Origin of the sequence: Citrobacter meridianamericanus (assembly GCF_041320245.1) — a bacterium.
GTDB lineage: Bacteria > Pseudomonadota > Gammaproteobacteria > Enterobacterales > Enterobacteriaceae > Citrobacter > Citrobacter meridianamericanus.
In genome coordinates this window covers 2,437,977-2,462,657 of record NZ_CP101036.1, presented here as the reverse complement: position 1 = coordinate 2,462,657, position 24,681 = coordinate 2,437,977, and the positions used below count along the sequence as shown (strand labels likewise).

General features: G+C 50.0%; 18 protein-coding genes, 2 tRNA genes and 2 other RNA genes. 8 read left to right on the top strand and 14 right to left on the bottom strand.

Annotated features, from left to right (window positions below; all coding sequences use genetic code 11):
• Nucleotides 1–29 precede the first annotated feature (29 nt).
• From oppF to ychE, 6 genes are all read right to left on the bottom strand, one after another.
• Nucleotides 30–1,034: a murein tripeptide/oligopeptide ABC transporter ATP-binding protein OppF gene (oppF, locus tag NMD08_RS11815; protein ID WP_151219381.1), complete on the bottom strand. Its 1,005-nt coding sequence runs from the start codon at nucleotides 1,032–1,034 to the stop codon at nucleotides 30–32.
• Complete coding sequence (gene oppD, locus NMD08_RS11810; RefSeq protein WP_278238007.1) at nucleotides 1,031–2,044, bottom strand: murein tripeptide/oligopeptide ABC transporter ATP-binding protein OppD; 1,014 nt, start codon at nucleotides 2,042–2,044, stop codon at nucleotides 1,031–1,033. The genes oppF and oppD overlap by 4 nt, the downstream gene beginning before the upstream one ends.
• 11 nt (nucleotides 2,045–2,055) lie before the next feature.
• Nucleotides 2,056–2,964: an oligopeptide ABC transporter permease OppC gene (oppC, locus tag NMD08_RS11805; RefSeq protein WP_151219382.1), complete on the bottom strand. Its 909-nt coding sequence runs from the start codon at nucleotides 2,962–2,964 to the stop codon at nucleotides 2,056–2,058.
• Nucleotides 2,965–2,978: 14 nt separating this feature from the next.
• A complete protein-coding gene (gene oppB / locus NMD08_RS11800) occupies nucleotides 2,979–3,899 on the bottom strand; it encodes an oligopeptide ABC transporter permease OppB (RefSeq protein WP_003020708.1) in 921 nt (306 codons plus the stop codon).
• 121 nt (nucleotides 3,900–4,020) lie between these two features.
• Entirely contained in the window at nucleotides 4,021–5,652 is a 1,632-nt protein-coding gene (oppA, locus tag NMD08_RS11795; protein ID WP_151219384.1) for an oligopeptide ABC transporter substrate-binding protein OppA, read from the bottom strand.
• Nucleotides 5,653–6,424: 772 nt separating this feature from the next.
• On the bottom strand, nucleotides 6,425–7,072 hold the full coding sequence (gene ychE, locus NMD08_RS11790; RefSeq protein ID WP_003020714.1) for an NAAT family transporter YchE: 648 nt from the start codon (nucleotides 7,070–7,072) through the stop codon (nucleotides 6,425–6,427).
• A 489-nt stretch (nucleotides 7,073–7,561) separates the two neighbouring features.
• Here ychE and adhE point away from each other — a divergent pair, with 489 nt between their 5' ends.
• Nucleotides 7,562–10,240 carry a bifunctional acetaldehyde-CoA/alcohol dehydrogenase gene (gene adhE, locus NMD08_RS11785; RefSeq protein ID WP_187259585.1) on the top strand — a complete coding sequence of 893 codons (2,679 nt, stop codon included), beginning with the start codon at nucleotides 7,562–7,564 and terminating at the stop codon, nucleotides 10,238–10,240.
• A 235-nt stretch (nucleotides 10,241–10,475) separates the two neighbouring features.
• On the opposite strand, the gene tdk is transcribed toward adhE, so the two are convergent.
• Nucleotides 10,476–11,093 (bottom strand): thymidine kinase, encoded by a 618-nt coding sequence (tdk, locus tag NMD08_RS11780; RefSeq protein ID WP_151219510.1) that lies wholly within the window; start codon nucleotides 11,091–11,093, stop codon nucleotides 10,476–10,478.
• A 622-nt stretch (nucleotides 11,094–11,715) separates the two neighbouring features.
• On the opposite strand from tdk, the gene hns reads away from it, so the two are divergent.
• The gene (gene hns, locus NMD08_RS11775; RefSeq protein ID WP_003020723.1) at nucleotides 11,716–12,129 is read left to right on the top strand and encodes a histone-like nucleoid-structuring protein H-NS; all 414 of its coding nucleotides are present in this window, start codon (nucleotides 11,716–11,718) and stop codon (nucleotides 12,127–12,129) included.
• A gap of 137 nt (nucleotides 12,130–12,266) precedes the next feature.
• Here hns and galU read toward each other — a convergent pair whose 3' ends face one another.
• The 3 genes from galU to rssA form a co-directional block, all read right to left on the bottom strand.
• Nucleotides 12,267–13,175: a UTP--glucose-1-phosphate uridylyltransferase GalU gene (gene galU, locus NMD08_RS11770; RefSeq protein ID WP_187252329.1), complete on the bottom strand. Its 909-nt coding sequence runs from the start codon at nucleotides 13,173–13,175 to the stop codon at nucleotides 12,267–12,269.
• A 204-nt stretch (nucleotides 13,176–13,379) separates the two neighbouring features.
• Nucleotides 13,380–14,393, bottom strand: a complete 1,014-nt coding sequence (gene rssB, locus NMD08_RS11765; RefSeq protein WP_151219387.1) for a two-component system response regulator RssB — start codon at nucleotides 14,391–14,393, stop codon at nucleotides 13,380–13,382.
• 90 nt (nucleotides 14,394–14,483) lie between these two features.
• Nucleotides 14,484–15,395: a patatin-like phospholipase RssA gene (rssA, locus tag NMD08_RS11760; protein ID WP_151219388.1), complete on the bottom strand. Its 912-nt coding sequence runs from the start codon at nucleotides 15,393–15,395 to the stop codon at nucleotides 14,484–14,486.
• Between the two features lie 111 nt (nucleotides 15,396–15,506).
• Here rssA and NMD08_RS11755 point away from each other — a divergent pair, with 111 nt between their 5' ends.
• From NMD08_RS11755 to NMD08_RS11730, 6 genes are all read left to right on the top strand, one after another.
• The gene (locus NMD08_RS11755) at nucleotides 15,507–15,962 is read left to right on the top strand and encodes a YchJ family protein (RefSeq protein WP_151219389.1); all 456 of its coding nucleotides are present in this window, start codon (nucleotides 15,507–15,509) and stop codon (nucleotides 15,960–15,962) included.
• 55 nt (nucleotides 15,963–16,017) lie between these two features.
• Nucleotides 16,018–16,860 carry a formyltetrahydrofolate deformylase gene (gene purU, locus NMD08_RS11750; RefSeq protein ID WP_151219390.1) on the top strand — a complete coding sequence of 281 codons (843 nt, stop codon included), beginning with the start codon at nucleotides 16,018–16,020 and terminating at the stop codon, nucleotides 16,858–16,860.
• A 155-nt stretch (nucleotides 16,861–17,015) separates the two neighbouring features.
• Nucleotides 17,016–17,100, top strand: a tRNA-Tyr gene (locus tag NMD08_RS11745).
• Nucleotides 17,101–17,134: 34 nt separating this feature from the next.
• A tRNA-Tyr gene (locus NMD08_RS11740) sits at nucleotides 17,135–17,219 on the top strand.
• 44 nt (nucleotides 17,220–17,263) lie between these two features.
• A non-coding RNA gene (locus tag NMD08_RS11735) (RtT sRNA) lies at nucleotides 17,264–17,394 on the top strand.
• A gap of 44 nt (nucleotides 17,395–17,438) precedes the next feature.
• Nucleotides 17,439–17,569: non-coding RNA, RtT sRNA (locus NMD08_RS11730), on the top strand.
• Between the two features lie 94 nt (nucleotides 17,570–17,663).
• On the opposite strand, the gene narI is transcribed toward NMD08_RS11730, so the two are convergent.
• From narI to NMD08_RS11710, 4 genes are read right to left on the bottom strand one after another with little or no spacing between them, the layout of a single operon-like run.
• On the bottom strand, nucleotides 17,664–18,341 hold the full coding sequence (gene narI / locus NMD08_RS11725; RefSeq protein ID WP_151219391.1) for a respiratory nitrate reductase subunit gamma: 678 nt from the start codon (nucleotides 18,339–18,341) through the stop codon (nucleotides 17,664–17,666).
• Nucleotides 18,341–19,051 (bottom strand): nitrate reductase molybdenum cofactor assembly chaperone, encoded by a 711-nt coding sequence (gene narJ / locus NMD08_RS11720; protein WP_151219392.1) that lies wholly within the window; start codon nucleotides 19,049–19,051, stop codon nucleotides 18,341–18,343. The genes narI and narJ overlap by 1 nt, the downstream gene beginning before the upstream one ends.
• Nucleotides 19,048–20,586, bottom strand: a complete 1,539-nt coding sequence (gene narH, locus NMD08_RS11715; RefSeq protein ID WP_151219393.1) for a nitrate reductase subunit beta — start codon at nucleotides 20,584–20,586, stop codon at nucleotides 19,048–19,050. Before narH ends, narJ begins: the two co-directional genes overlap by 4 nt.
• Nucleotides 20,583–24,326 (bottom strand): nitrate reductase subunit alpha, encoded by a 3,744-nt coding sequence (locus NMD08_RS11710; protein WP_151225529.1) that lies wholly within the window; start codon nucleotides 24,324–24,326, stop codon nucleotides 20,583–20,585. The genes narH and NMD08_RS11710 overlap by 4 nt, the downstream gene beginning before the upstream one ends.
• Nucleotides 24,327–24,681 lie beyond the last annotated feature (355 nt).

Genomic DNA, 24,681 nt, shown 5'->3' with positions numbered 1-24,681 from the left:
GAAGGGCTGACCTTTGTCAGCCCTCAGGATTATAGCGGGTCTACTTTCAGGCAGGAAACAGCGTGTCGGAAACTTCCTTCAAGAACCGGGCGCGTTTTTGCACATTCCGGCCCGGCAATCGGACAGCGCGTACGAAACACGCAGCCGGAAGGAGGATTAATAGGCGACGGCAATTCGCCTTCCAGTAGTTGGATAACCTTGTTCCTTTCCTGGTCAGGGTCGGGAATGGGTACCGCAGACATCAGGGCTTTGGTATAAGGGTGCAGCGGGTTATGGTACACCTCATCATAGGTCCCTAATTCCACCGCGTGTCCAAGATACATGACCAGCACGCGGTCGGAGATGTGTTTAACCACCGCCAGGTCGTGAGCAATGAAGATGAGCGATAATCCCATTTCACGCTGTAACTGTTGCAGCAGGTTCACCACCTGAGCCTGAATTGATACGTCCAACGCGGAAACCGGTTCATCGCAAATAATCAATTTAGGCTCAAGGATCAGCGCGCGGGCAATACCAATACGCTGACACTGACCACCGGAAAACTCATGGGGGTAGCGGTTAATCAGATTCGGTAGCAAGCCAACTTTCATCATCATCGCCTTCACACGGTCACGGACCTCCTGACCAGGCAGATTCGGATGATAAGTCCGCAGCGGTTCGGCAATAATTTCACCAATGGTCATGCGCGGGTTTAATGATGCCAGCGGATCCTGGAAAATCATCTGGATATCACTACGCACTTCCCGCCATTCATCGGGTTTCATGCCCAGCAAATCTTTACCCAACCAGGCAACCTTTCCATCGGTGGCTTTCACCAGGCCGATAATCGCACGGGCAAAGGTCGATTTACCACAACCTGATTCGCCGACCACGCCCAGGGTTTCGCCTTCATACAGCCGTAGGGTCACGCCATCAACTGCTTTCAGGGTTTTAGCCGGCTGCCAGAACCACTGCTTGCCGTCTTTAATGTCGAAATGGACTTTAAGATCGGCAATTTCAAGGAGCACTTTTCGTTGTTCGGTCACCGCAGTCATACCAGTTCCTCCACCGGTTTAAAGCAGGCGCGCAGGCGGCCCGGACTAAACTCCTCCAGTGGCGGAGCATTGCTACAGATTTCCATCGCATGCGGGCAACGCGGCTGGAATGGACAACCTTTTGGCAAACGCAGAAGGTTCGGCGGGTTGCCCGGGATAGTCAGCATCTCTTCCCCTTCGGCATCCAGACGAGGTACAGCGTTCAGCAACCCAATCGAATACGGATGAACGGGCTTATAAAACACATCCCGCGCACTACCATATTCCATGGTACGTCCGGCGTACATCACCAGAACTTTATCGCAAATACCAGCCACAACGCCAAGGTCGTGGGTGATCATGATAATCGCCGTGTTGAATTCGCTTTTCAGTTCATTCAGTAGCGTCATAATTTGCGCCTGTACCGTCACATCGAGCGCGGTAGTCGGCTCATCGGCTATCAGTAGTTTTGGCCTGCACAGCAGCGCCATGGCGATCATGACGCGCTGGCGCATCCCGCCTGAGAATTCATGCGGGTACATTTTCATACGCTTACGCGCTTCCGGCATCTTCACCGCATCCAGCATTCTGACCGATTCTTCAAAAGCTTCCGCTTTGCTCATGCCTTTATGCAGCATCAGAACTTCCATCAACTGCTCGCCGACCCGCATGTACGGATTAAGAGACGTCATCGGATCCTGGAAAATCATCGAAATTTGCTCGGCACGTAGTTTGTTCAGTTCGCGTTCCGGTAAATTCAGAATTTCACGCCCGTTGAAGGTTGCAGAGCCCCCGATACGGCCATTCGCCGCCAGCAGGCCCATCAGGGCAAAGGCTGTTTGCGATTTACCGGAACCGGATTCCCCAACAATACCCAGCGTTTCTCCTGCTCGAAGCGAAAAGTTTAAATCGTTAACCGCGGTCACATCGCCATCGGGGGTAGCAAACGTCACGCGCAGATCTTTTACATTCAGCAGTGCGTTAGCCTGTTGTTGCGCGAGCGGTGCGGTTGAGGTTTCAATTACGCTCATGGCTGCACTCCTTAACGGTCTTTCGGGTCGAGGGCGTCACGCAGGCCATCGCCAATAAAGTTAAAACAGAATAAAGTTACCACCAGGAAACCTGCCGGGAACAGCAGCAGCCATGGCGAGACTTCCATCGAGTTGGCACCATCACTCAGCAGTGCACCCCAGCTACTTAATGGCTCCTGTGTACCTAATCCCAGGAAGCTCAGGAAGGATTCAAACAGGATCATGCTGGGCACCAGCAATGAAGCGTAGACCACCACCACGCCCAGTACGTTCGGCACGATATGGCGGATAACGATGCGCACGGTAGATACCCCTCCCACTTGCGCCGCTTCAATAAACTCTTTGCGCTTGAGACTCAGCGTTTGTCCACGCACGATACGCGCCATATCCAGCCAGGAGACCATCCCAATAGCAACAAAAATCAGCAGGATGTTTTGCCCAAAGAAGGTAACCAGCAGGATCACGAAGAACATGAACGGGAAGGAGTTGAGGATTTCCAGCAGACGCATCATTACCGAGTCGACTTTGCCGCCGAGATAGCCCGACAAAGAGCCGTATAGTGTACCGACGACTACCGCCACCAGCGCTGCGGCAATACCGACCATCAGCGAGATACGTCCGCCAATCGCCACGCGAACCAACAAGTCGCGACCCGACGAATCGGTGCCGAAATAGTGTCCTGATTCCGTGTCCGGCGCGCTGGACATCATGCCCCAGTCGGTATCGAAGTAGGTAAACTGCGACAGCATTGGTGCCAGCGTCACGAACAGCGCAATAATCACTAACACCACCAGGCTTGCGACCGCAGCGCGGTTATGCATGAAGCGTCGACGCGCATCCTGCCACAGACTGCGGCCTTCGACCTCCAGCTTTTCACTGAAATTCTCCAGCGCTTCGCTGTTTTTCTTACTTAACATCATAGCGAGCTCCAGTATCAGTAACGAATTTTTGGGTCGATAACGGCATACAGCACGTCGACAATCGCGTTAAACACGATGGTCAGCGTACCCACCAGAATGGTCAGACTCAGAACCAGCGAATAGTCGCGGTTTAAGGCACCATTGACGAATAGCTGGCCAATGCCCGGCAAGCCGTAAATGGTCTCAATAACCATTGAACCGGTGATAATGCCGACAAATGCCGGTCCCATATAGGACAGGACGGGCAACAGCGCCGGCTTTAACGCATGGCGGAAAATAATCCGCCGCATCGGCAGCCCTTTTGCGCGCGCAGTGCGAATAAAGTTAGAGTGCAGCACTTCAATCATCGAACCACGGGTAATACGGGCGATACTGGCGATATAGGCCAGTGACAACGCCACCATCGGCAGGATCATAAATTTCAGCGCCCCGCCGTTCCAGCCCCCGCCAGGCAACCATTTCAAGGTTATGGCAAATATCATGACCAACAACGGAGCGACTACAAAGCTGGGGATAACGACCCCGGTCATTGCTACTCCCATCACCGTGTAGTCCCAGCGCGTATTTTGCTTCAGCGCGGCTATCACCCCAGCGCTTACACCGACGAGTACCGCCAGAATAAAGGCTGCCGCACCCAGCTTCGCTGAAACCGGAAAGCTCGAGGCAACGAGATCGTTGACCGTGTAGTCTTTGTATTTGAAGGAGGGCCCAAAATCGCCATGTGCCAGCTGCTTCAGATAGCTGAAGTACTGCGTTGAGATAGGATCGTTAAGATGATATTTCGCTTCAATATTTGCCAGTACCTCTGGCGGTAACGCGCGTTCCCCGGTAAATGGGCTTCCCGGCGCAAGGCGCATCATAAAGAATGAAATCGTAATAAGGATAAATAGCGTCGGAATCGCTTCCAGACAGCGACGTAGTATGAATTTTAACATTGCCCGTACCTTCTGGCGTGTGCCTTTATACCCCTTCTACCCCGACCTTCAGGTAAAGCGGTATTAATAGTTCGAAGAAAAAAGACACTGTGGGGCAATAAAAATGCCCCACGTCTTGCCATTAATGCTTGATAATATACAAGTCTTTGACGTGGATATTATCCATCGGGTCTTTACCAGAGTATCCGCCAACCCACGGTTTCACCAGACGGGCGTTAACATAGTAATAAACCGGTACAATCGCAGAATCTTTATCCAATTGCTGTTCCGCTTTTGAATACAGTTCGCTGCGCTGCGCTTCATCAGTCACTTTCAGGGTATCGGCAATCAGCTTATCAAACGCTGGGCTCTTATAGTGCACAGTGTTGTTGGAGCTGTCGGACAGCACCATGTTCAGGAAGGATGTTGGTTCGTTGTAATCCGCACACCAACCCGCACGCGAAACATCATAGTTACCCTGATGGCGCGTATCGAGGAATGTTTTCCACTCCTGATTTTCCAGCTTCACGTTAGCACCCAGATTTTTCTTCCAGATGGATGCCGCTGCGATGGCCAGCTTCTTATGCAGGTCTGAGGTGTTATACAGCAGGTCAAAGGTCAACGGCTTTTCAGCGGTGAAGCCTGCTTCAGCCAGCAGTTTTTTCGCTTCTTCATTACGTTTTTCCTGAGACCATTTGAACCACTCTGGTTCAACCAATTTTGCCCCATCGGTGTAAGGAGGAGTAAAGCTATATGCAGGCAGGTCGCCCTGGTTTTTCACTTTATTGACGATAATGTCACGATCCAACGCCAGTTTCAGGGCAGTACGAACGCGAACATCGTTGAACGGTGCTTTCTGATTGTTGATTTCGTAATAATAGGTGCACAGGTACGGGTCAACGTGAACTTCGTTCGGGATCTCTTTTTTCAGTTTCTGGAATAACTCGATCGGCATGTTGTTATAGGTCATGTCGATTTCACCGCTGCGATAGCGGTTCACGTCAGTCACTTCAGAAGCAATTGGCAAATAGGTAACCTGGTTTATAACGGTTTTCGCGTTGTCCCAGTAGTTAGTATTACGCTCAAGCACAATGCGCTCGTTGACAACCCAGTCTTTCAGTTTATAAGCACCGTTAGTGACGATGTTAGCTGGCTGAGTCCACTTCTCACCGTATTTTTCAACTGCGGCTTTAGGAACCGGTGAAACGGATGAGTGCACAAGCAGTTTGTAGAAATAAGGAACCGGCTCGCTCAGGGTGACTTCAAATGTATGATCGTCGAGAGCTTTAACGCCGAGATCGGTGACCGGCTTTTTACCGGCGATAATATCATCAATATTGACGATGTGGCCGTACTGCAAATAGCTGGCGTACGGTGACGCGGTATTTGGGTTAGCCAGCCGCTGCCAGCTATACACGAAATCTTGCGCGGTGACTGGCGTACCGTCAGACCACTTTGCATCTTTACGCAGATGGAATGTCCAGACTTTAAAGTCTTTATTTTCCCATTTTTCAGCTACGCCTGGTGATGGTTTGCCATCAACATCACTGATTAATAAACCTTCAAACAGGTCACGGTTGATGTTGGATTCAGGCACACCTTCGATTTTATGTGGATCGAGCGACTGAACTTCCGAACCGTTATTACGCACCAGAGTCTGCTTTTCAGCAAGCTGCACACCGGCTGGCACAACTGCTGCTGTGGCAGCATTTCCAGCGACTAGCGCAGTTAGGATCCCCGCAGCTACTAAACTTTTTTTAGTGATGTTAGTCATTGTGTTTGTACTCCCTCATTATTATGGCTGGCTTTTTAACCAGACTGTTAATCCTGTCAGGATCCCTGTACGGCATCGGAGATTTTCTGCCGTCAGGTGGTTTATTGTTTTACTGCTTGCTATCACCGACTCTATTTATTCTGGCGATTCGTACGACCGCCTTGCGTCGATTATCGATCGTGTTTCCCCTGCCGGAAACACGCTGTTACTCTGTTGAGAGAAATCAATTGAAAATGATTCTCATCAACGTGAAATCTTCTGCAAAATACCTGGCCGGAAAGTATCAAATGCGTTTCTTAACCGCCAATACATTTTACAAATTTGTTAACTAATTCTCTTTTATTGAAAATAAATCTCAGTAGAAAAGTCTTTCGAATGAAGATTTATCACAAAAAACTATTAAAAATCATAATTTTGAACATCAAGCATTGTTAACTACCCTGTCCGGTATCAACACCGCGCTCAAATACACATTAATTTAACAATTGGTTATTAATTAGCACATTCATCTAAAAAAACGCTGAAATAACTAATAACATTTCGATAATCCTACAGCAAGCCCCAGAGTATGATGTTACTAAAATAACAGCGACACTTAGCCACCACAGGCGGACTGTTGAGAGTTTTATCTATAAATTCAATGAATAACAAAAGAGCTAAACATAAGTTTTTATTATTTTTGTTGTGCTACTTTTCAACTTTAGTGAGAAGTTTTACTGATAATGAAAGGAAACGGAGCCGATAGTGGCTCCGTTGATGCAAAAGAGGGATATCAGGCAAGCAAACCGGGGAAAATAGACTTGATTCCAGTAACAATGAACTCAATCCCCAGAGCCATTAACAGCAATCCCATAATACGCGTAATGACGTTGATGCCCGTTTGGCCCAGCAGGCGAACTAACCATGGCGCCATACGGAACAGCCCCCAACAGCACAGGGCAAACAGCGCAATTGCCACAAAAAAACCAAACAGGTTAATCGCACTATGATACCGCGTGCCCCAAACGATAGTTGAGCTTATCGCCCCCGGCCCCGCCATCAGAGGCAAGGCCAGTGGCACAACACCGATGCTTTCGCGAATAGCGGTTTCTGATTTTTCCTGTTTATTTTGCTTATCTTCGCCAAGTTTTCCGCTAATCATCGACATCGCAATAGTCACCACCAGGATGCCGCCGGCAATCCTGAACGAGTCTATCGAGATACCGAAAAGTTGCAGAATACCGTCACCAAGGAACAGCGAAGTCCACAGGATGATGGCAACCGAAAGGTTTGCCGTAAGGTTGGTTTTGTTGCGCGCTGCAGCCGTTTGGTAGCTGGTCATGCTGATAAAGACAGGGATAATCCCCACCGGGTTGACCAACGCAAATAACCCAATGAAAAATTTAAAATAGACAGGAAAATCAAATAGCGTTTGGATCACGGTTAGCTCCGAAGCGTTAGCCGGATAAAATGAGTCATAAAAAAATTGATAAAATCCGCGCTGAAGATACGCTTTTTGTCAGCATACTTCACCTTCTATCTGCGTTTATCTACGTAAATACGCTACCAATAGTGAGTGTTATTAATATGTATTGAATATGCTAATGTCATTGGAATTCATCACATCAATTCATTAACACTTACCGATAAACGCTAAAAGGGCCTGCTGAAAGGTGTCAGCTTTGCGAAATCTTGATCCAGATCACGCAATTACTACTCAGAAGTGAGTAATCTTGCTTACGCCACCTGGAGGTAACGCGTTAGAGTTAACTGACGCTAACGCATAAGCTCTTTTAGTAAATCAAGGTAAAACGGACGTTAATTAACCGTTTGATTTTCAAAACGTTACACAAATTTTCGTCGATCTGTCTATACTCTCGTATCGAGCAGATGATTTACTAAAAAAGTTTAACATTATCAGGAGAGCATTATGGCTGTTACTAATGTCGCTGAACTTAACGCACTTGTAGAGCGCGTAAAAAAAGCCCAGCGTGAATATGCCAGTTTCACTCAAGAACAGGTTGACAAAATCTTCCGTGCCGCCGCTCTGGCTGCCGCAGACGCTCGAATCCCTCTCGCGAAAATGGCCGTTGCCGAATCCGGCATGGGCATCGTCGAAGATAAAGTGATTAAAAACCACTTCGCTTCCGAATACATCTATAACGCATATAAAGATGAAAAGACCTGTGGTGTGCTGTCTGAAGACGACACTTTCGGTACCATTACCATCGCTGAACCGATTGGTATTATCTGCGGTATCGTTCCAACCACTAACCCAACTTCTACTGCCATCTTCAAATCGCTGATCAGCCTGAAGACGCGTAACGCCATCATCTTCTCTCCGCATCCGCGTGCTAAAGATGCGACCAATAAAGCCGCTGATATCGTTCTGCAGGCAGCCATCGCTGCTGGCGCGCCGAAAGATCTGATCGGCTGGATCGATCAACCTTCCGTAGAACTGTCTAACGCGCTGATGCACCACCCGGACATCAACCTGATCCTTGCGACTGGTGGTCCAGGCATGGTGAAAGCTGCATACAGCTCCGGTAAACCAGCTATCGGCGTAGGCGCAGGTAACACCCCGGTTGTCATCGATGAAACCGCAGATATCAAGCGTGCTGTTGCCTCCGTTCTGATGTCTAAAACCTTCGATAACGGCGTAATCTGTGCTTCTGAACAGTCTGTTGTTGTTGTTGACTCTGTATATGACGCAGTACGTGAGCGTTTCGCGACTCACGGTGGCTACATGCTGCAGGGTAAAGAGCTGAAAGCTGTTCAGGACGTTATCCTGAAAAATGGCGCGCTGAACGCGGCCATCGTTGGTCAGCCGGCATACAAAATTGCTGAACTGGCAGGCTTCTCCGTACCAGAAACCACCAAGATTCTGATCGGCGAAGTGAAGGTTGTTGACGAAAGCGAACCGTTTGCTCACGAAAAACTGTCTCCGACGCTGGCGATGTACCGTGCGAAAGACTTTGAAGACGCCGTTAATAAAGCTGAAAAACTGGTTGCGATGGGCGGTATCGGTCATACCTCATGCCTGTACACCGACCAGGACAACCAGCCAGAACGCGTTGCTTACTTCGGCCAGATGATGAAAACCGCACGTATCCTGATTAACACCCCTGCATCTCAGGGTGGTATCGGTGACCTGTACAACTTCAAACTCGCACCTTCCCTGACTCTGGGTTGTGGTTCATGGGGTGGTAACTCCATCTCTGAAAACGTTGGTCCTAAGCACCTGATCAACAAGAAAACCGTTGCTAAGCGAGCTGAAAACATGTTGTGGCACAAACTTCCGAAATCTATCTACTTCCGTCGTGGCTCTCTGCCAATCGCACTGGATGAAGTGATTACCGATGGTCACAAACGTGCGCTGATCGTGACCGACCGCTTCCTGTTTAACAACGGTTATGCTGATCAAATCACTTCCGTGCTGAAAGCTGCTGGCGTTGAAACTGAAGTGTTCTTTGAAGTCGAAGCTGACCCAACTCTGACCGTTGTACGCAAAGGTGCTGAGCTGGCTAACTCTTTCAAACCAGACGTGATCATTGCGCTGGGTGGTGGTTCCCCGATGGACGCCGCGAAAATTATGTGGGTTATGTACGAGCATCCGGAAACTCACTTTGAAGAACTGGCGCTGCGTTTTATGGACATCCGTAAACGTATCTACAAGTTCCCGAAAATGGGCGTCAAAGCGAAGATGGTTGCCGTTACTACCACTTCCGGTACCGGTTCTGAAGTGACTCCGTTTGCTGTTGTTACTGACGATGCAACCGGGCAGAAATACCCGCTGGCAGACTATGCGCTGACTCCGGATATGGCGATTGTTGATGCTAACCTGGTCATGGATATGCCGAAGTCCCTGTGTGCGTTCGGTGGTCTTGATGCCGTAACTCACGCTTTGGAAGCTTACGTTTCCGTACTGGCTTCTGAGTTCTCTGACGGTCAGGCTCTGCAGGCGCTGAAACTGCTGAAAGAAAACCTGCCGGCGTCCTACCATGAAGGTTCTAAGAACCCGGTAGCTCGTGAACGTGTACACAGTGCAGCAACCATCGCCGGTATCGCGTTTGCTAACGCCTTCCTGGGTGTATGTCACTCAATGGCGCACAAGCTGGGTTCTCAGTTCCACATTCCTCACGGTCTGGCGAACGCCCTGCTGATCAGCAACGTTATTCGTTATAACGCCAACGACAACCCGACTAAACAGACTGCATTCAGCCAGTATGACCGCCCACAAGCTCGTCGTCGCTATGCTGAAATCGCAGATCATCTGGGTCTGAGCGCACCGGGCGACCGCACTGCTGCGAAAATCCAGAAACTGCTGGGCTGGCTTGAAGAAATCAAAGCTGAACTGGGTATTCCTAAGTCTATCCGTGAAGCTGGCGTTCAGGAAGCTGACTTCCTGGCACACGTGGACAAACTGTCTGAAGATGCGTTTGATGACCAGTGTACTGGTGCTAACCCGCGTTACCCGCTGATTTCTGAACTGAAACAGATCCTGCTGGATACCTACTACGGTCGTGAGTACAGCGAAGGCCAGGCCGCAGCTAAGGCTGAAACAGTAGCAGCACCGAAAGCTGAGAAGAAAGCGAAGAAATCCGCTTAATTCGACCAGATAAGTTTTAGTTTCACTCTAAACGGCCCCACATTGGGGCCGTTTTTTTATGTCCTACTCTATCGGAACAGGCATATACGTAATTCAGAGGCGTATAGAGGATGGTTCTGTTGGAGTGGGGCCAGTACGGTGTAAGAATTGCGTCAGAGAGAACCTGACAGGGTAGAGAACATTGTCGAATGTCGCGGCCTACCCTGCGTGACTAAGCGCGCGTAAGCGCTAAGGGTTAATCGTGGCTGTGTCGCTCTTGTATCGCCGTCAGAGAGCCCTCAGACTGCGCTTGTTTATAATGTTTACGACAAACCGAGACATAACGTTCATTCCCGCCAATAACGACCTGCTCGCCCTCGTTATAGGGTCTTCCAGCCTGATCAAGACGTAAAACCATACTGGCCTTACGCCCACAGAAACAAATTGTTTTTAATTCAACCAGCTTATCAGACCATGCAAGCAGGTATTCGCTGCCGCCAAATAATTCACCACGGAAATCTGTGCGTAAACCATAGCACAACACGGGAATATCCAGCCGATCGACTACTTCAGATAATTCATAAACCTGTTGCCGAGTCAGAAACTGCGACTCATCAACCAGTACACAGTGAATTCTTTGCAGCTCGTTTTCAGCACGAATCTCTTCGAACAATGATGAATTTTGGTTAAACAATTTTGCAGGTGACGACAGACCTATACGTGAACTTACTTTTCCAGCGCCAAAACGGTCATCAATTTCCGCTGTATATACAACAGCACGCATCCCACGTTCCTGATAATTGTACGAAGATTGCAGCAATGCAGTCGACTTACCGGCATTCATTGCAGAATAGTAAAAATATAGCTGTGCCATTGACCGAAGGCCCTCACCTGGGGAAATAAATATGGGCGGGATTGTATCATATTTCACGAAAGTGTCGGCGTAGCGTTGCTCCCAAAGGCGTATAAATGCGCATACAGGCTCGCTCAGTGTCGCCTTAATAACCAGTTTTTTAAGTTACATGAGAGCATGAGTACACTCTGCCATAGCCCAGATAACCTGAAACTGGATGTGTATATACATACTCTTTCACAAATAGTGCTCATGAAATTTATCCATGCGGTTTTTCATCCTGTGGCAATAAAGAAACCCTTTCCTTATTGTTATTGAATCTACCCACAGTCGCCTTGTATTAGTGAATTCACGTAAGCAAAACTAATACAAAAGGTTGAAATCACTGCAAAGAGATACTATTTGTACACCATAAAATGTGACCTGAATCTTGAATTTTTACTCTCAACTGCTGAGAAGCCCCCTCACCAATAAGCCTTTTTTATGCCCAACAGCACGTGGAATTTATGACAGAAGAATTAATTCTGATACTAAATAAAGCGCAATTTTGAATTCCTTACATTCCTGGCTATTGCACAACTGAATTTATCGCTCTATTATTAGCTCAACAAACCAACCCCAATATAAGTTTGAGATTACTACAATGAGCGAAGCACTTAAAATTCTGAACAACATCCGTACTCTTCGTGCGCAGGCAAGAGAATGTACTCTGGAAACGCTTGAAGAAATGCTGGAAAAATTAGAAGTTGTAGTTAGCGAGCGCCGTGAAGAAGAAAGCGCTGCCGCTGCTGAAGTTGAAGAACGTACTCGTAAACTGCAACAATATCGTGAAATGCTGATCGCTGACGGCATTGATCCGAACGAACTGCTGAATAGCATGGCTGCTGTTAAATCTGGCACCAAAGCTAAACGTGCTGCGCGTCCGGCTAAATATAGCTATGTTGACGAAAACGGTGAAACTAAAACCTGGACTGGCCAGGGTCGTACACCGGCTGTGATCAAAAAAGCGATGGAAGAACAAGGTAAACAACTGGATGACTTCCTGATCAAGGAATAATTCAGAATTACGCTGTTCAAAATCCCGCCAATGGCGGGATTTTTTTTGCCACTACTTCGCTCTGTCCATACCTGGATTAAGTATAAAAAAACGGCGCTGGGTTAACAGCGCCGTTCTTACCTGGTAATACCTGGAGGTTACTTCTTAATACCCATCTCTTCTTCCAGCCAGGCTTTAAATTCAGCACCCAATGTATTATGGCGAATACCATATTCTACGAACGCTTGCATATAGCCCAGCTTATTACCACAGTCATGGCTTTTGCCCTTCATGTGATAAGCTTCAACCGTTTCTTTTTCAATCAGCATATCAATAGCATCAGTCAGCTGAATTTCATCACCCGCTCCTGGAGGGGTTTTAGCCAGCAGAGGCCAAATATCTGCGCTCAGTACGTAACGCCCCACAACGGCCAAATTAGATGGCGCTACATCGGCCTTCGGCTTTTCAACAACGCCAACCATCGGTACGCTTTCGCCAGGAGCTAATTCAACGCCCTTACAATCAACAACACCATAAGCGGTAACATCTTCTACCGGCTCAACCATAATCTGGCTACTGCCTGTTTCATCAAAACGATGAATCATTTCGGCAAGGTTGTCGCGTGATAAATCAGATTCGTATTCATCAAGAATTACGTCCGGCAGGATAACCGCAACTGGTTCATCACCCACTACCGGATGTGCGCACAATACCGCGTGACCCAGACCTTTGGCCAGCCCCTGACGCACCTGCATAATAGTGACATGCGGTGGACAAATAGACTGCACTTCTTCCAGAAGCTGACGTTTTACACGTTTTTCCAGCATAGCTTCAAGTTCAAAGCTGGTATCGAAGTGGTTCTCAATCGAATTTTTAGACGAGTGAGTAACAAGCACAATTTCAGTGATGCCCGCAGCAATACATTCGTTTACCACGTACTGAATTAATGGCTTATCAACCAACGGTAGCATCTCTTTCGGGATAGCTTTCGTAGCCGGTAACATCCTGGTTCCTAATCCCGCTACCGGGATAACGGCCTTTTTGACTTTCGAATTAAGGGCAGCCATTTAAAACTCTCCTGGACTGTTCATGTATTGAACGTGTTCATCAATCTGTATCGCATCCCAGTATATCAGTACAGCGACAAGCTTCTGGTCTGAAAAGGACGCGCGTCGGTATAATTAAGATAAATACGAATAAATCTGGCGCTGATAGTAGCACCCGAAGCATGAGAGAGGTGAACCAATTTGATTCCCACACCTGTCAATTGTTCATTCCGCAGACAACATCAGGCGCAAACGACCACCAGCCCCCCAAATTTGGCATTGCCAGGACTCGCAGCGTTGACTTAGTTGATTAAGATACGCATTACCTAAAGTGCCCAGCGGAACGCCATTACTGATTTGTACGTTGTGGGAACCCGTATTTAATGTCGCATTCAGCCCTGCAGATACCAAAATCAGGTTTTTTAATTCGCTGTGGTAATAGCCCACCAGCAAGGGAAACTGTCCAGGCAAATTAGCCTGGCGCAGTAAATGGTTTACCTGCTTCAATAACGCACCGAGCTCCGGTAACCGTTGATTTTGATGTGCCAACTGTTCCTGCAACAAACCGTTAAATAGCGCGCGCAGTAATAATGCTGCCAGGACACCGTTATCCCCTGCCCTTGTCACATCCAGGCAATAAAACGCAAGGTCATGGTCCGAGAGCGGCGCAATATCCAGTACCAGCCCCGGCTGATCGGCGGCCACTAACTGGCGATAATTGATTCGACAGTGTGAAATCACTTGTGACACCGGAGGCTGTAATTCTTGTAACAGCTTTGCCGCAGCAGCCGGATCGCCGACCATCGCATCCCAGTCGCGAAACAGCCGTTCTTCTTCTTCCACACGTGAATTAAACATATTGGGATACAAGCACGCAAAGACGGTTTCACGTAGGCGGTTAAGGTCCTTTACTGGTTTCAGTAGCACATCATCCACCCCCAAGCGCAGCGCCTTAGCGATGTCGGACATGTTTTCCGTTGCGGAGATCACCAGTATCGGGGTCTGATCGCCACGATTACGCAGATACTCCACCAGTTTGAGGCCGTTCATTCTTGGCATAGCCAGATCGCAGATCATCAAATCTGGGTTAAAGTGTCCGAGTAATTCCAGAGCTTCAAGCCCATCGCCAGCTACCGCTGTTGTCGCCCCCAAAGAGGAAAACCATGAGTCCATGAGTGAGCGAAATACCGGCTCATCCTCAACGATAAGAATCTGTTTTCCGACCAATGGCTGCGTCATATTCTCCCCCCTGACTGGCTTTAGTAAATAGTGGCATGCTATTGCTACTCACGCCTGTCAGAATTTGCTTAAGTGTTGATAAAAAATGCGTTAGACGTTGGTTTTCACCAAGGGTAGAAGTTCATCCATTTTCTTCTCGACCGCCAGTTGTCCGGCAGCAATTGCTGCGCTAGCGCGGTGGAAATCCAACGTGGATATTTGCGGACAAAACGGCTGAATCAGAATATCCGGCGGGTCGCCAGCCATGCGGTTACGTTTCAGACGGTTTTCCAGAACCTGAATAGAGGTCGTCATGATTTCCATCGCCGTCGGTGCGGTGACCGCACGCCTGGCTGTAATGTTGCTCAAACGCTCTTTCAGGCGGGCACGCCAGGAAAGCTCATCAGTGTCACCACTCAATTCGCTATCACTGCTGACGTTGAAGGAGAGTAAATCTTGCTGCATAAGATGCGCATCGTGTTGCAGATCGACGGCAATAACGATGTCAGCACCCAGCGCGCGGGTCAGGGACACAGGTACGGGATTCACCACTGCACCATCGACCAACCAGTAACCATTATGCGCCACGGGAGACATCAGACCGGGAATACTGCAGGAGGCTCGGACAGCGAGATGCAAATCACCTTCGGTGAACCATAGCTCCCGACCCGTGCTCAGGTTTGTGGCAACCGTTGCGAAACGACGTGTGCATTGTTCAATAGCTTCTACCGGCATGACATTACGATACTGATTGAATACACGTTCACCGCGCAGCAATCCACCTCTACGCCACGAGAGATCCATCAGGCGTAAAACATCCCAATAGCTGAATGAGCAAACCCACTGCTCAAGGGCAGGTAATTTATTGCAGGCATAAGCGGCGCCCACCAACGAGCCGATAGAACAACCCGCAACGATATCAATATCAATGCCCATGTGTTTCAGGGCTTTAATCACACCAATATGCGACCAGCCTCGCGCTGCGCCGGAACCTAGCGCCAGCCCAATTTTTATTTTTCTCATTGTACCTACAGACTTCCCCTGGCTTGCAGACGTAGCAACATCACTACGGCTCAGTTAACATAGTGCCACCGTGGCGTTTTTACGCCGTTTTTTTATTCCAGGGAGTATTTTGTGTCTCAGGTTTGTCCCTGTGGTAGCGCTGTCGAGTATAGCCTATGTTGCTACCGTTATGTGTCTGGCGAACAAGTAGCACCTACGCCGTCACACCTCATGCGTTCTCGCTACTGCGCTTTTGTGATGAAGGACGCAGATTACCTGATCAAAACCTGGCATCCAGACTGTCATGCAACCGCGTTTCGCGACGACATTATCGCAGGATTTAGCCATACCGAATGGCTCGGACTGACCGTTTTTGAACAAGAGACGACAGACGCAGAAAATACCGGCTATGTCAGCTTTGTCGCACGGTTTACAGAACAAGGTAAAACAGGCGTAATTATCGAGCGCTCTCGTTTTCTAAAAGAAAACGGTCAGTGGTACTATATAGACGGTACACGCCCTCAAATTGGACGAAACGATACCTGCCCTTGTGGCTCCGGTAAAAAATTTAAAAAGTGCTGCGGCTAGTCAACGCCCGACAGTATCAATTTTGCAAACATTCTCAACAGGATCACCGCTGCAAATGCATTCATTACAACGAAAAGTACTGCGTACTATTTGCCCGGACCAAAAAGGTCTGATCGCACGCATTACGAATATCTGTTACAAACACGAGCTGAATATCGTGCAAAACAATGAGTTCGTGGACCACCGTACCGGGCGCTTTTTTATGCGTACCGAACTGGAGGGTATTTTTAACGACGTCACGCTGCTTGCCGATCTGGATAGCGCCTTACCCGAAGGCTCCATTCGTGAATTAACGCCAGCAGGCCGCCGTCGCATCGTCATTTTGGTCACTAAAGAAGCTCATTGTTTGGGCGATCTGTTAATGAAGGCCAATTATGGCGGACTGGATGTTGAAATCGCTGCGGTGATCGGCAACCACGAGACGCTGCGCTCCTTGGTTGAGCGATTCGATATTCCGTTTGAGCTGGTCAGCCATGAAGGTTTAACGCGTGACGAGCATGACCAGAAAATGGCCGACGCTATCGACGCGCACCAACCGGACTATGTCGTGCTGGCAAAATACATGCGCGTTCTGACACCTACATTTGTTTCCCGCTTCCCGAATAAGATTATCAATATCCACCATTCATTCCTGCCAGCGTTTATTGGTGCTCGCCCTTACCATCAAGCCTATGAGCGCGGCGTGAAGATCATCGGTGCGACGGCGCATTATGTGAATGATAATCTCGATGAAGGTCCAATTATTATGCAGGACGTGATTCATGTGGATCACACCTACAGTGCAGAAGATATGATGCGCGCAGGTCGTGACGTTGAGAAAAATGTATTAAGCCGCGCGCTGTATCAGGTTCTGGCTCAACGCGTCTTTGTTTACGGTAACCGAACGATTATTCTGTAATCACCAATAATATGAATTGATTAGCTTTACTGCGTTACGGATGAAAAGTACGCAAACAGTTCATGTTAAGCAAAGGAATGCTTTACAGCGGCGCATCATTTGATATGATGCGCCCCGCTTCCAACGGAAGCAGGCCAGTAAAAGCATTACCCCGTGGTGGGGTTCCCGAGCGGCCAAAGGGAGCAGACTGTAAATCTGCCGTCATCGACTTCGAAGGTTCAGATCCTTCCCCCACCACCATTATTCAGCTAGTTCACAAAATCAGTATACCCCAGGTGGGGTTCCCGAGCGGCCAAAGGGAGCAGACTGTAAATCTGCCGTCATCGACTTCGAAGGTTCGAATCCTTCCCCCACCACCATCATTTCATATAGCACCAACACCGAATTCATCTGTAGTGCCCCATGAACCGCCCAATAGGGAAGGATGAGAAGCTTCGACTAAGGTTCGATTCGAGCGTAGCGAGAAAGCGTTGCCGCAGGCAACGACCCGAAGGGCGAAGCGCGCAGCGCTGAGTAATCCTTCCCCCACCACCATCATTTCATATAGCACCAACACCGAATTCATCTGTAGTGCCCCATGCACCGCCCAATAGGGAAGGATGAGAAGCTTCGACTAAGGTTCGATTCGAGCGTAGCGAGAAAGCGTTGCCGCAGGCAACGACCCGAAGGGCGAAGCGCGCAGCGCTGAGTAATCCTTCCCCCACCACCTACTTCTCCAGTAACACTTCAGCTAAATACATCTTCTTGCAAACAACCATAAAAAAACCCCGCCGAAGCAGGGTTTGTCTTATACAGATAACCGATTAGTGACGCGCTCGTACAATCTGGTATTTACGCGTCAGGTACTCGACCGGAACGCTCCAGATGTGCACCAGGCGCGAGAATGGGAACAACAGGAACAGCGTCATCCCCAACACCAGGTGCATACGGAAAATAAACGCGACACCATCCAGATATTGAGACGCTCCGCCGTGGAAAGTCACCACAGACTGTGCCCAGTTCACCAGCTTCATCATCTCGCTGCCGTCCATATGCTGGGCAGAGAACGGAATGGTCAACAGGCCCAGCGCACACTGAACCACCAGCAGGGAAAGAATCAAAATATCTGCTGCAGTCGTGGTTGCCCGCACACGTGGGCTGAACAGACGGCGTTTAAGCAGTAAAACGCCACCAACCAGGCACATCACGCCGGATGCCCCGCCCGCAAACATCGCCATCTTCTGCTTCACTTCGAGCGGCAGCCACGCTTCATACATCCAGTGCGGCGTTAACATACCAAGGAAGTGACCGGCAAAAATACCCAGAATCCCGATATGAAACAGGTTTGACGCCATGTTCATCCCTTTACGATCCAGCATCTGGCTGGACGCCGCACGCCAGGTGTACTGTCCGTAGTCATAACGCAGCCAGCTGCCGATCAGAAAGACTGAACCAGCAATGTACGGATAGATGTCAAAGAAGAACGTATTCAGGAAGTGCATTATTGCTGTCCTCCGGTGGTGATATTCAGATACTGCGGCGCAACGGCCCCGGCAAAACGACGCTGATAAGCGGTGATTTCCGACTCGCCACACCCCTGATCGGCGAAGAATTTCACTTGCTCTTCTTCCCAAACTGCATCCAGCGCTTGTGGGGTATCATCACGCGCTTCATCCGCAATCTTTTCAGCCACTTTATCGCTGTCGATAACGGTATTCGCCAGTTTTAACAGCAGATCAAACAGCATCGCATAACGGCTTTCACGCTGTTGCAAACGTGCGCTGAGCAGCGCCAGAATTGGTGCTATATCCTGTAATCCAGCTAACGCTTCGCTTTTCGGCAGTTGCGCAAGGTATTCCAGATACAGCGGAAGATGATCGGGAAGCTCGCGGCTGTCGAGCTGCAAACCGTGCTGCTCATACTGCGACATCAGATCGACCATCGCCTGACCACGATCGCGGGACTCGCCGTGTACATGTTCAAACAACAGCAGCGAGGTGGCGCGACCACGGTCAAACAGTTCGCTATAGCTTGCCTGCACATCCAGCATGTCCTGCGCAGTGAGATCGCGCAGGAAAACGCCCAGGGTCTGGGCATCCTCTTTATCCAGGTTTTCAGATGACGCGAGTGCATCGAAAAGTTCCTGCTGATGCTGCCATAAGGCAGCATCCGGGTACTCGAGCAGACGCGAAACAATGACGAGTTCAATCATTGGTGCGGCTCCGTTTTGCTGGTCACATCAACAGCGTCGATGCGGCGGCTGTTGAACAGATTGAATTTAGTATCAGAACCGTGGCAACCGTCACCGAAGGTAAAGCCGCAACCGCTTTTCTCCGGGAATGCCTCACGCGCCAGTTCACGATGACTGCTCGGTACCACGAAACGATCTTCGTAGTTAGCAATCGCCAGATAACGATACATTTCCTGTGCCTGCGCTTCGCTTAATCCCACCTCTTCCAGCGCACGGGTATCAACTTTACCGTCAACGGTTTCCGCACGTTTGTAGTGACGCATCGCCAGCATACGTTTCAGCGCCAACAGTACCGGCTGTGTGTCGCCTGCGGTGAGGAGGTTCGCCAGGTATTGAACCGGGATACGCAAACTCTCAACGTCCGGCAGAATACCATTGCTACCAAGCGTACCCGCGTCCGCGGCAGACTGAATCGGTGACAAAGGCGGCACATACCAGACCATCGGTAGCGTGCGGTATTCCGGATGCAGCGGCAGCGCCAGCTTCCAGTCCATCGCCATTTTGTAAACCGGAGACTGTTGTGCAGCGTCAATGACACTCAGCGGAATACCATCTTTCAGCGCCTGTTCAATAACCGCTGGATCGTTCGGATCGAGGAACACGTCCAGTTGACGCTGGTACAGATCCTTTTCGTGCTCGGTGCTGGCCGCGCTTTCGATCGCATCTGCGTCATACAGCAGTACGCCGAGATAACGGATACGACCAACACAGGTTTCGGAGCAAACGGTCGGTTGACCCGCTTCGATACGCGGGTAGCAGAAGATGCACTTCTCGGACTTCCCGCTCTTCCAGTTGAAGTAAATCTTCTTGTACGGGCAGCCGGTGATGCACATACGCCAGCCACGGCACTTGTCCTGGTCGATCAGCACGATGCCATCTTCTTCACGCTTGTAGATAGCGCCACTCGGGCAGGTCGCCACACACGCCGGGTTAAGACAGTGCTCACACAGGCGCGGCAAATACATCATGAAGGTGTTTTCGAACTGGCCGTACATTGCCTTCTGCATGTTTTCAAAGTTCTGGTCTTTGGCGCGTTTTTCGAACTCGCCGCCCAGAATTTCTTCCCAGTTAGGACCGCTGGTAATTTTATCCATCCGCTGACCGGTGATCAGCGAGCGCGGACGGGCAATCGGCTGCGCTTTGCTGCCTTCCGGCGCGGTGTGCAGATTCTGATAGTCGAAATCAAACGGCTCGTAGTAGTCATCCATGCCCGGTAGATGCGGGTTAGCAAAGATTTTACCCAGCAGCAGCGCACGGTTACCCATGCGCGGTTGCAACTTACCGTTGATTTTACGGATCCAACCGCCCTTCCATTTTTCCTGATTTTCCCAGTCATTCGGGAAACCAACACCAGGCTTACTTTCGACGTTATTGAACCAGGCGTATTCCATACCTTCGCGGCTGGTCCAGACGTTTTTACAGGTCACTGAACAGGTGTGGCAGCCGATGCACTTATCGAGATTCAGCACCATGCCGACTTGTGAACGAATTTTCATTTTACGCTCTCCTGTACCTGGTCATTGCCTTCGCCATCCAACCAGTTAATGTTCTTCATCTTACGTACAACTACGAACTCATCGCGGTTTGAACCGACGGTACCGTAGTAGTTAAAACCGTATGCCAGTTGCGCATAGCCGCCGATCATGTGGGTCGGTTTCGGCGTAATACGGGTCACCGAGTTATGGATCCCGCCGCGCTGCTGGGTGATTTCTGAACCCGGCAGGTTAACGATGCGTTCCTGCGCGTGGTACATCATGGTCATCCCGGCCGGCACACGCTGGCTGACAACCGCACGTGCGGTCAGCGCACCGTTGCTGTTGAAAACTTCGATCCAGTCGTTATCTTCGATACCCAGTTCTTTCGCATCGACTTCACTCATCCACACGATCGGACCACCGCGTGACAATGTCAGCATCAGCAGGTTGTCGCTGTAGGTGGAGTGGATACCCCATTTCTGGTGCGGCGTCAGGAAGTTAAGCGCTTTTTCCGGGTTACCGTTAGACTTCTCACCCATCACCTCTTTCACTGAACGAGTGTCAATAGGTGGGCGGTAAACCAACAGGCTTTCACCGAAATCACGCATCCATTGATGATCCTGATACAACTGCTGGCGACCGGAAAGCGTACGCCATGGGATCAGTTCGTGAACGTTGGTATAACCGGCGTTATAAGACACATGTTCATCTTCCAGACCAGACCAGGTCGGGCTGGAAATAATTTTTCGCGGCTGCGCCTGAATGTCACGGAAGCGAATTTTTTCGTCTTCTTTATTCAACGCCAAATGTGCATGGTCACGTCCGGTAAATTCACTCAACGCTTCCCAGGCTTTCACGGCGACCTGACCATTGGTTTCAGGGGCCAGTGTCAGGATCATCTCAGCGGCATCAATAGCCGTGTTTAGACAAGGCTGTCCTTTCGCCGGGCCTTCCGCCTTGGTGTAGTTGAGCTTACGCAGCAGATCCATTTCGCTCTGGGTGTTCCAGGCAATACCTTTACCGCCGTTACCGATTTTTTCCATCAAAGGACCGATAGAAGTAAAGCGCTCATAGGTTGCCGGATAGTCACGCTCAACGGTCATGATGTGCGGCGCGGTAACCCCCGGAATCAGGTCGCATTCGCCTTTTTTCCAGTCTTTTACATCCAGCGGTTGCGCCAGTTCGGCGGCAGAATCGTGCTGGATTGGCAGCGTAACGACGTCGGTTTCTTTCCCGAGGTGGCCTACGCAGACTTCAGAAAATGTCTTCGCGATGCCTTTGTAGATTTCCCAGTCGCTTTTCGACTCCCAGGCTGGGTCAACGGCGGCAGACAGCGGATGAATAAACGGATGCATATCCGAGGTATTCATATCATCTTTTTCATACCAGGTTGCGGTAGGCAGCACGATGTCGGAATACAGACAGGTGCTCGACAGACGGAAGTCCAGCGTCACCACCAGATCCAGTTTGCCGTCCAGTCCGTTGTCATGCCATTCCACTTCTTCTGGCTTCACGCCGTTCTGCTGGCCCAAATCCATCCCCTGAATACCGTGCTCGGTACCCAGCAGGTACTTCAGCATGTACTCATGTCCTTTACCTGAAGAACCGAGCAGGTTAGAACGCCAGATGAACAGGTTACGCGGATGGTTTTTACCGTTTTCAGGTTGTTCCGCCGCAAAGCGAATCGAGCCTTCTTTCAGGGATTTCACGGTGTAATCCACCGGTGTCATACCTGCATTCTGCGCTTCTTGCGCGATATACAGCGGGTTGGTCCCCAACTGCGGCGCAGATGGTAGCCAGCCCATACGTTCAGCGCGAACGTTAAAATCAATCAGGTGGCCGCTATAGCGGGATTTATCTGCCAGCGGAGACAGCAGTTCCTGCGCGGTGACCGTCTCATACCGCCACTGACTGGAGTGATTATAGAAGTAGGAGGTGCTGTTCATGTGACGCGCCGGACGCTGCCAGTCAAGGGCAAACGCCAGCGGCTGCCAGCCGGTCTGAGGGCGCAGTTTCTCCTGGCCGACATAGTGTGCCCAGCCGCCACCACTCTGACCCACACAACCGCAGAAAATCAGCATATTGATCAGGCCGCGATAGTTCATATCGAGGTGGTACCAGTGGTTCAGGCCCGCACCGACGATAATCATCGAACGACCGTGCGTCTTGTCGGCATTATCCGCAAATTCACGGGCGATGCGCACAATCTGAGCACGTGATACGCCGGTAATTTTCTCTGCCCATGCTGGGGTATACGCTTTCACGTCATCGTAGCTGGTCGCGCAATTTTCATCGTTCAGACCACGTTCCAGACCGTAGTTGGCCATGGTCAGGTCGTAAACGGTGGTCACCAGTGCGGTAGAACCATCGGCCAGTTGCAGACGTTTAACCGGCAATTTATGCAGCAGAATGTTTTCCAGTTCTACTTTGCTGAAATGTTCAGTACCTTCACCGCCAAAGTATGGGAAACCTACTTCAGCGATGTCATCCTGACTCCCCAGCAGACTGAGCTGCAGTTCGGTTTCATCACCAGATGTGCCGTCACGCTGCTCAAGGTTCCATTTGCCTTTTTCGCCCCAACGGAAACCAATTGAACCGTTTGGCGCAACCATTTCGCCGTTGCTGTTGATAGCAACAGTTTTCCATTCTGGATTGTTTTCCTGGCCCAGAGCATCAACCAAATCCGCCGCACGCAGCATACGACCAGCAGCATAGTAGCCGTCGCGCTCTTCCAGCATCACCAGCATTGGCATGTCGGTATAGCGACGTACGTAGTCGGTGAAGTACTGGCTCGGATTATCGAGGTGGAACTCGCGTAGCATGACGTGGCCCATCGCCATCGCCATCGCCGCATCGGTCCCTTGTTTCGGTGCCAGCCACAGGTCGCACAGTTTGGCAATTTCTGCATAGTCCGGCGTAATTGCTACCGTTTTGGTGCCTTTATACCGAACTTCAGTGAAGAAGTGCGCATCCGGGGTACGGGTCTGAGGTACGTTGGATCCCCAGGCAATAATATAGCTGGAGTTGTACCAGTCGGCGGATTCAGGTACGTCTGTTTGCTCACCCCAGGTTTGCGGAGATGCTGGCGGTAAGTCGCAATACCAGTCGTAGAAGCTCAGGCAGGTACCGCCTATCAGCGACAGGTAGCGCGCGCCAGAAGCGTAAGAGACCATGGACATTGCCGGGATGGGCGAGAAGCCAGCGACGCGGTCAGGACCATAGGTCTTGATGGTATACACGTTAGACGCAGCAATCAGTTCGTTCACTTCCTGCCAGGAAGAACGAACGAAACCACCACGACCGCGCGCTTGTTTGAAGCTCTTTGCTTTGTCGGCGTCTTCGATAATAGACGCCCAAGCATCTACCGGATCGCTGTGTAATCTTTTTGCTTCACGCCACATCTTCATCAGACGTTTACGCATCAGCGGGTACTTCAGACGGTTAGCGCTGTAGAGATACCAGGAGTAGCTTGCACCGCGCGGGCAGCCGCGAGGCTCGTGGTTTGGCATATCCGGACGAGTGCGAGGATAGTCAGTTTGCTGGGTTTCCCAGGTTACCAGACCATTTTTGACGTAGATTTTCCAGCTGCATGAGCCGGTGCAGTTTACCCCGTGGGTTGAACGCACGATTTTGTCATGCTGCCAACGCTGGCGATATCCATCCTCCCAGTCCCTGTTAGTATTGAGAAGCTGGCCGTGCCCATCGGCAAAGGTTTCGCCCTTCTGCTTGAAGTAGCGAAACCGGTCCAGGAATTTACTCATCGGTTTTCTCCTGTAGGAGCCTGACGGCTCTCTGATAAATCGACATTGCTTGATTGAGAGCGAAGGTAACGCTCTGAAAGGACGTAAGAATTGATAACGATCAAGGCAGACAGGGATGAAAAATGAGGGACAATTTTCACATACCCCCTTAGTGGGATATCTATAAATCAGTCAACTAACTGAATTATAATATTTTTTTTAAATACACTTATCATACAAATGTTAAATTCTTTATAAGTGGGTATTAAGGGGTATCCCCCCTGCCTGGCATCGTGAAAGCACCATACTCACAGGCAGTTGTTGTGCCCCCATGATAAGTATGTTGTAACTAATGATAAGCAAAAAAAAGCGCGGT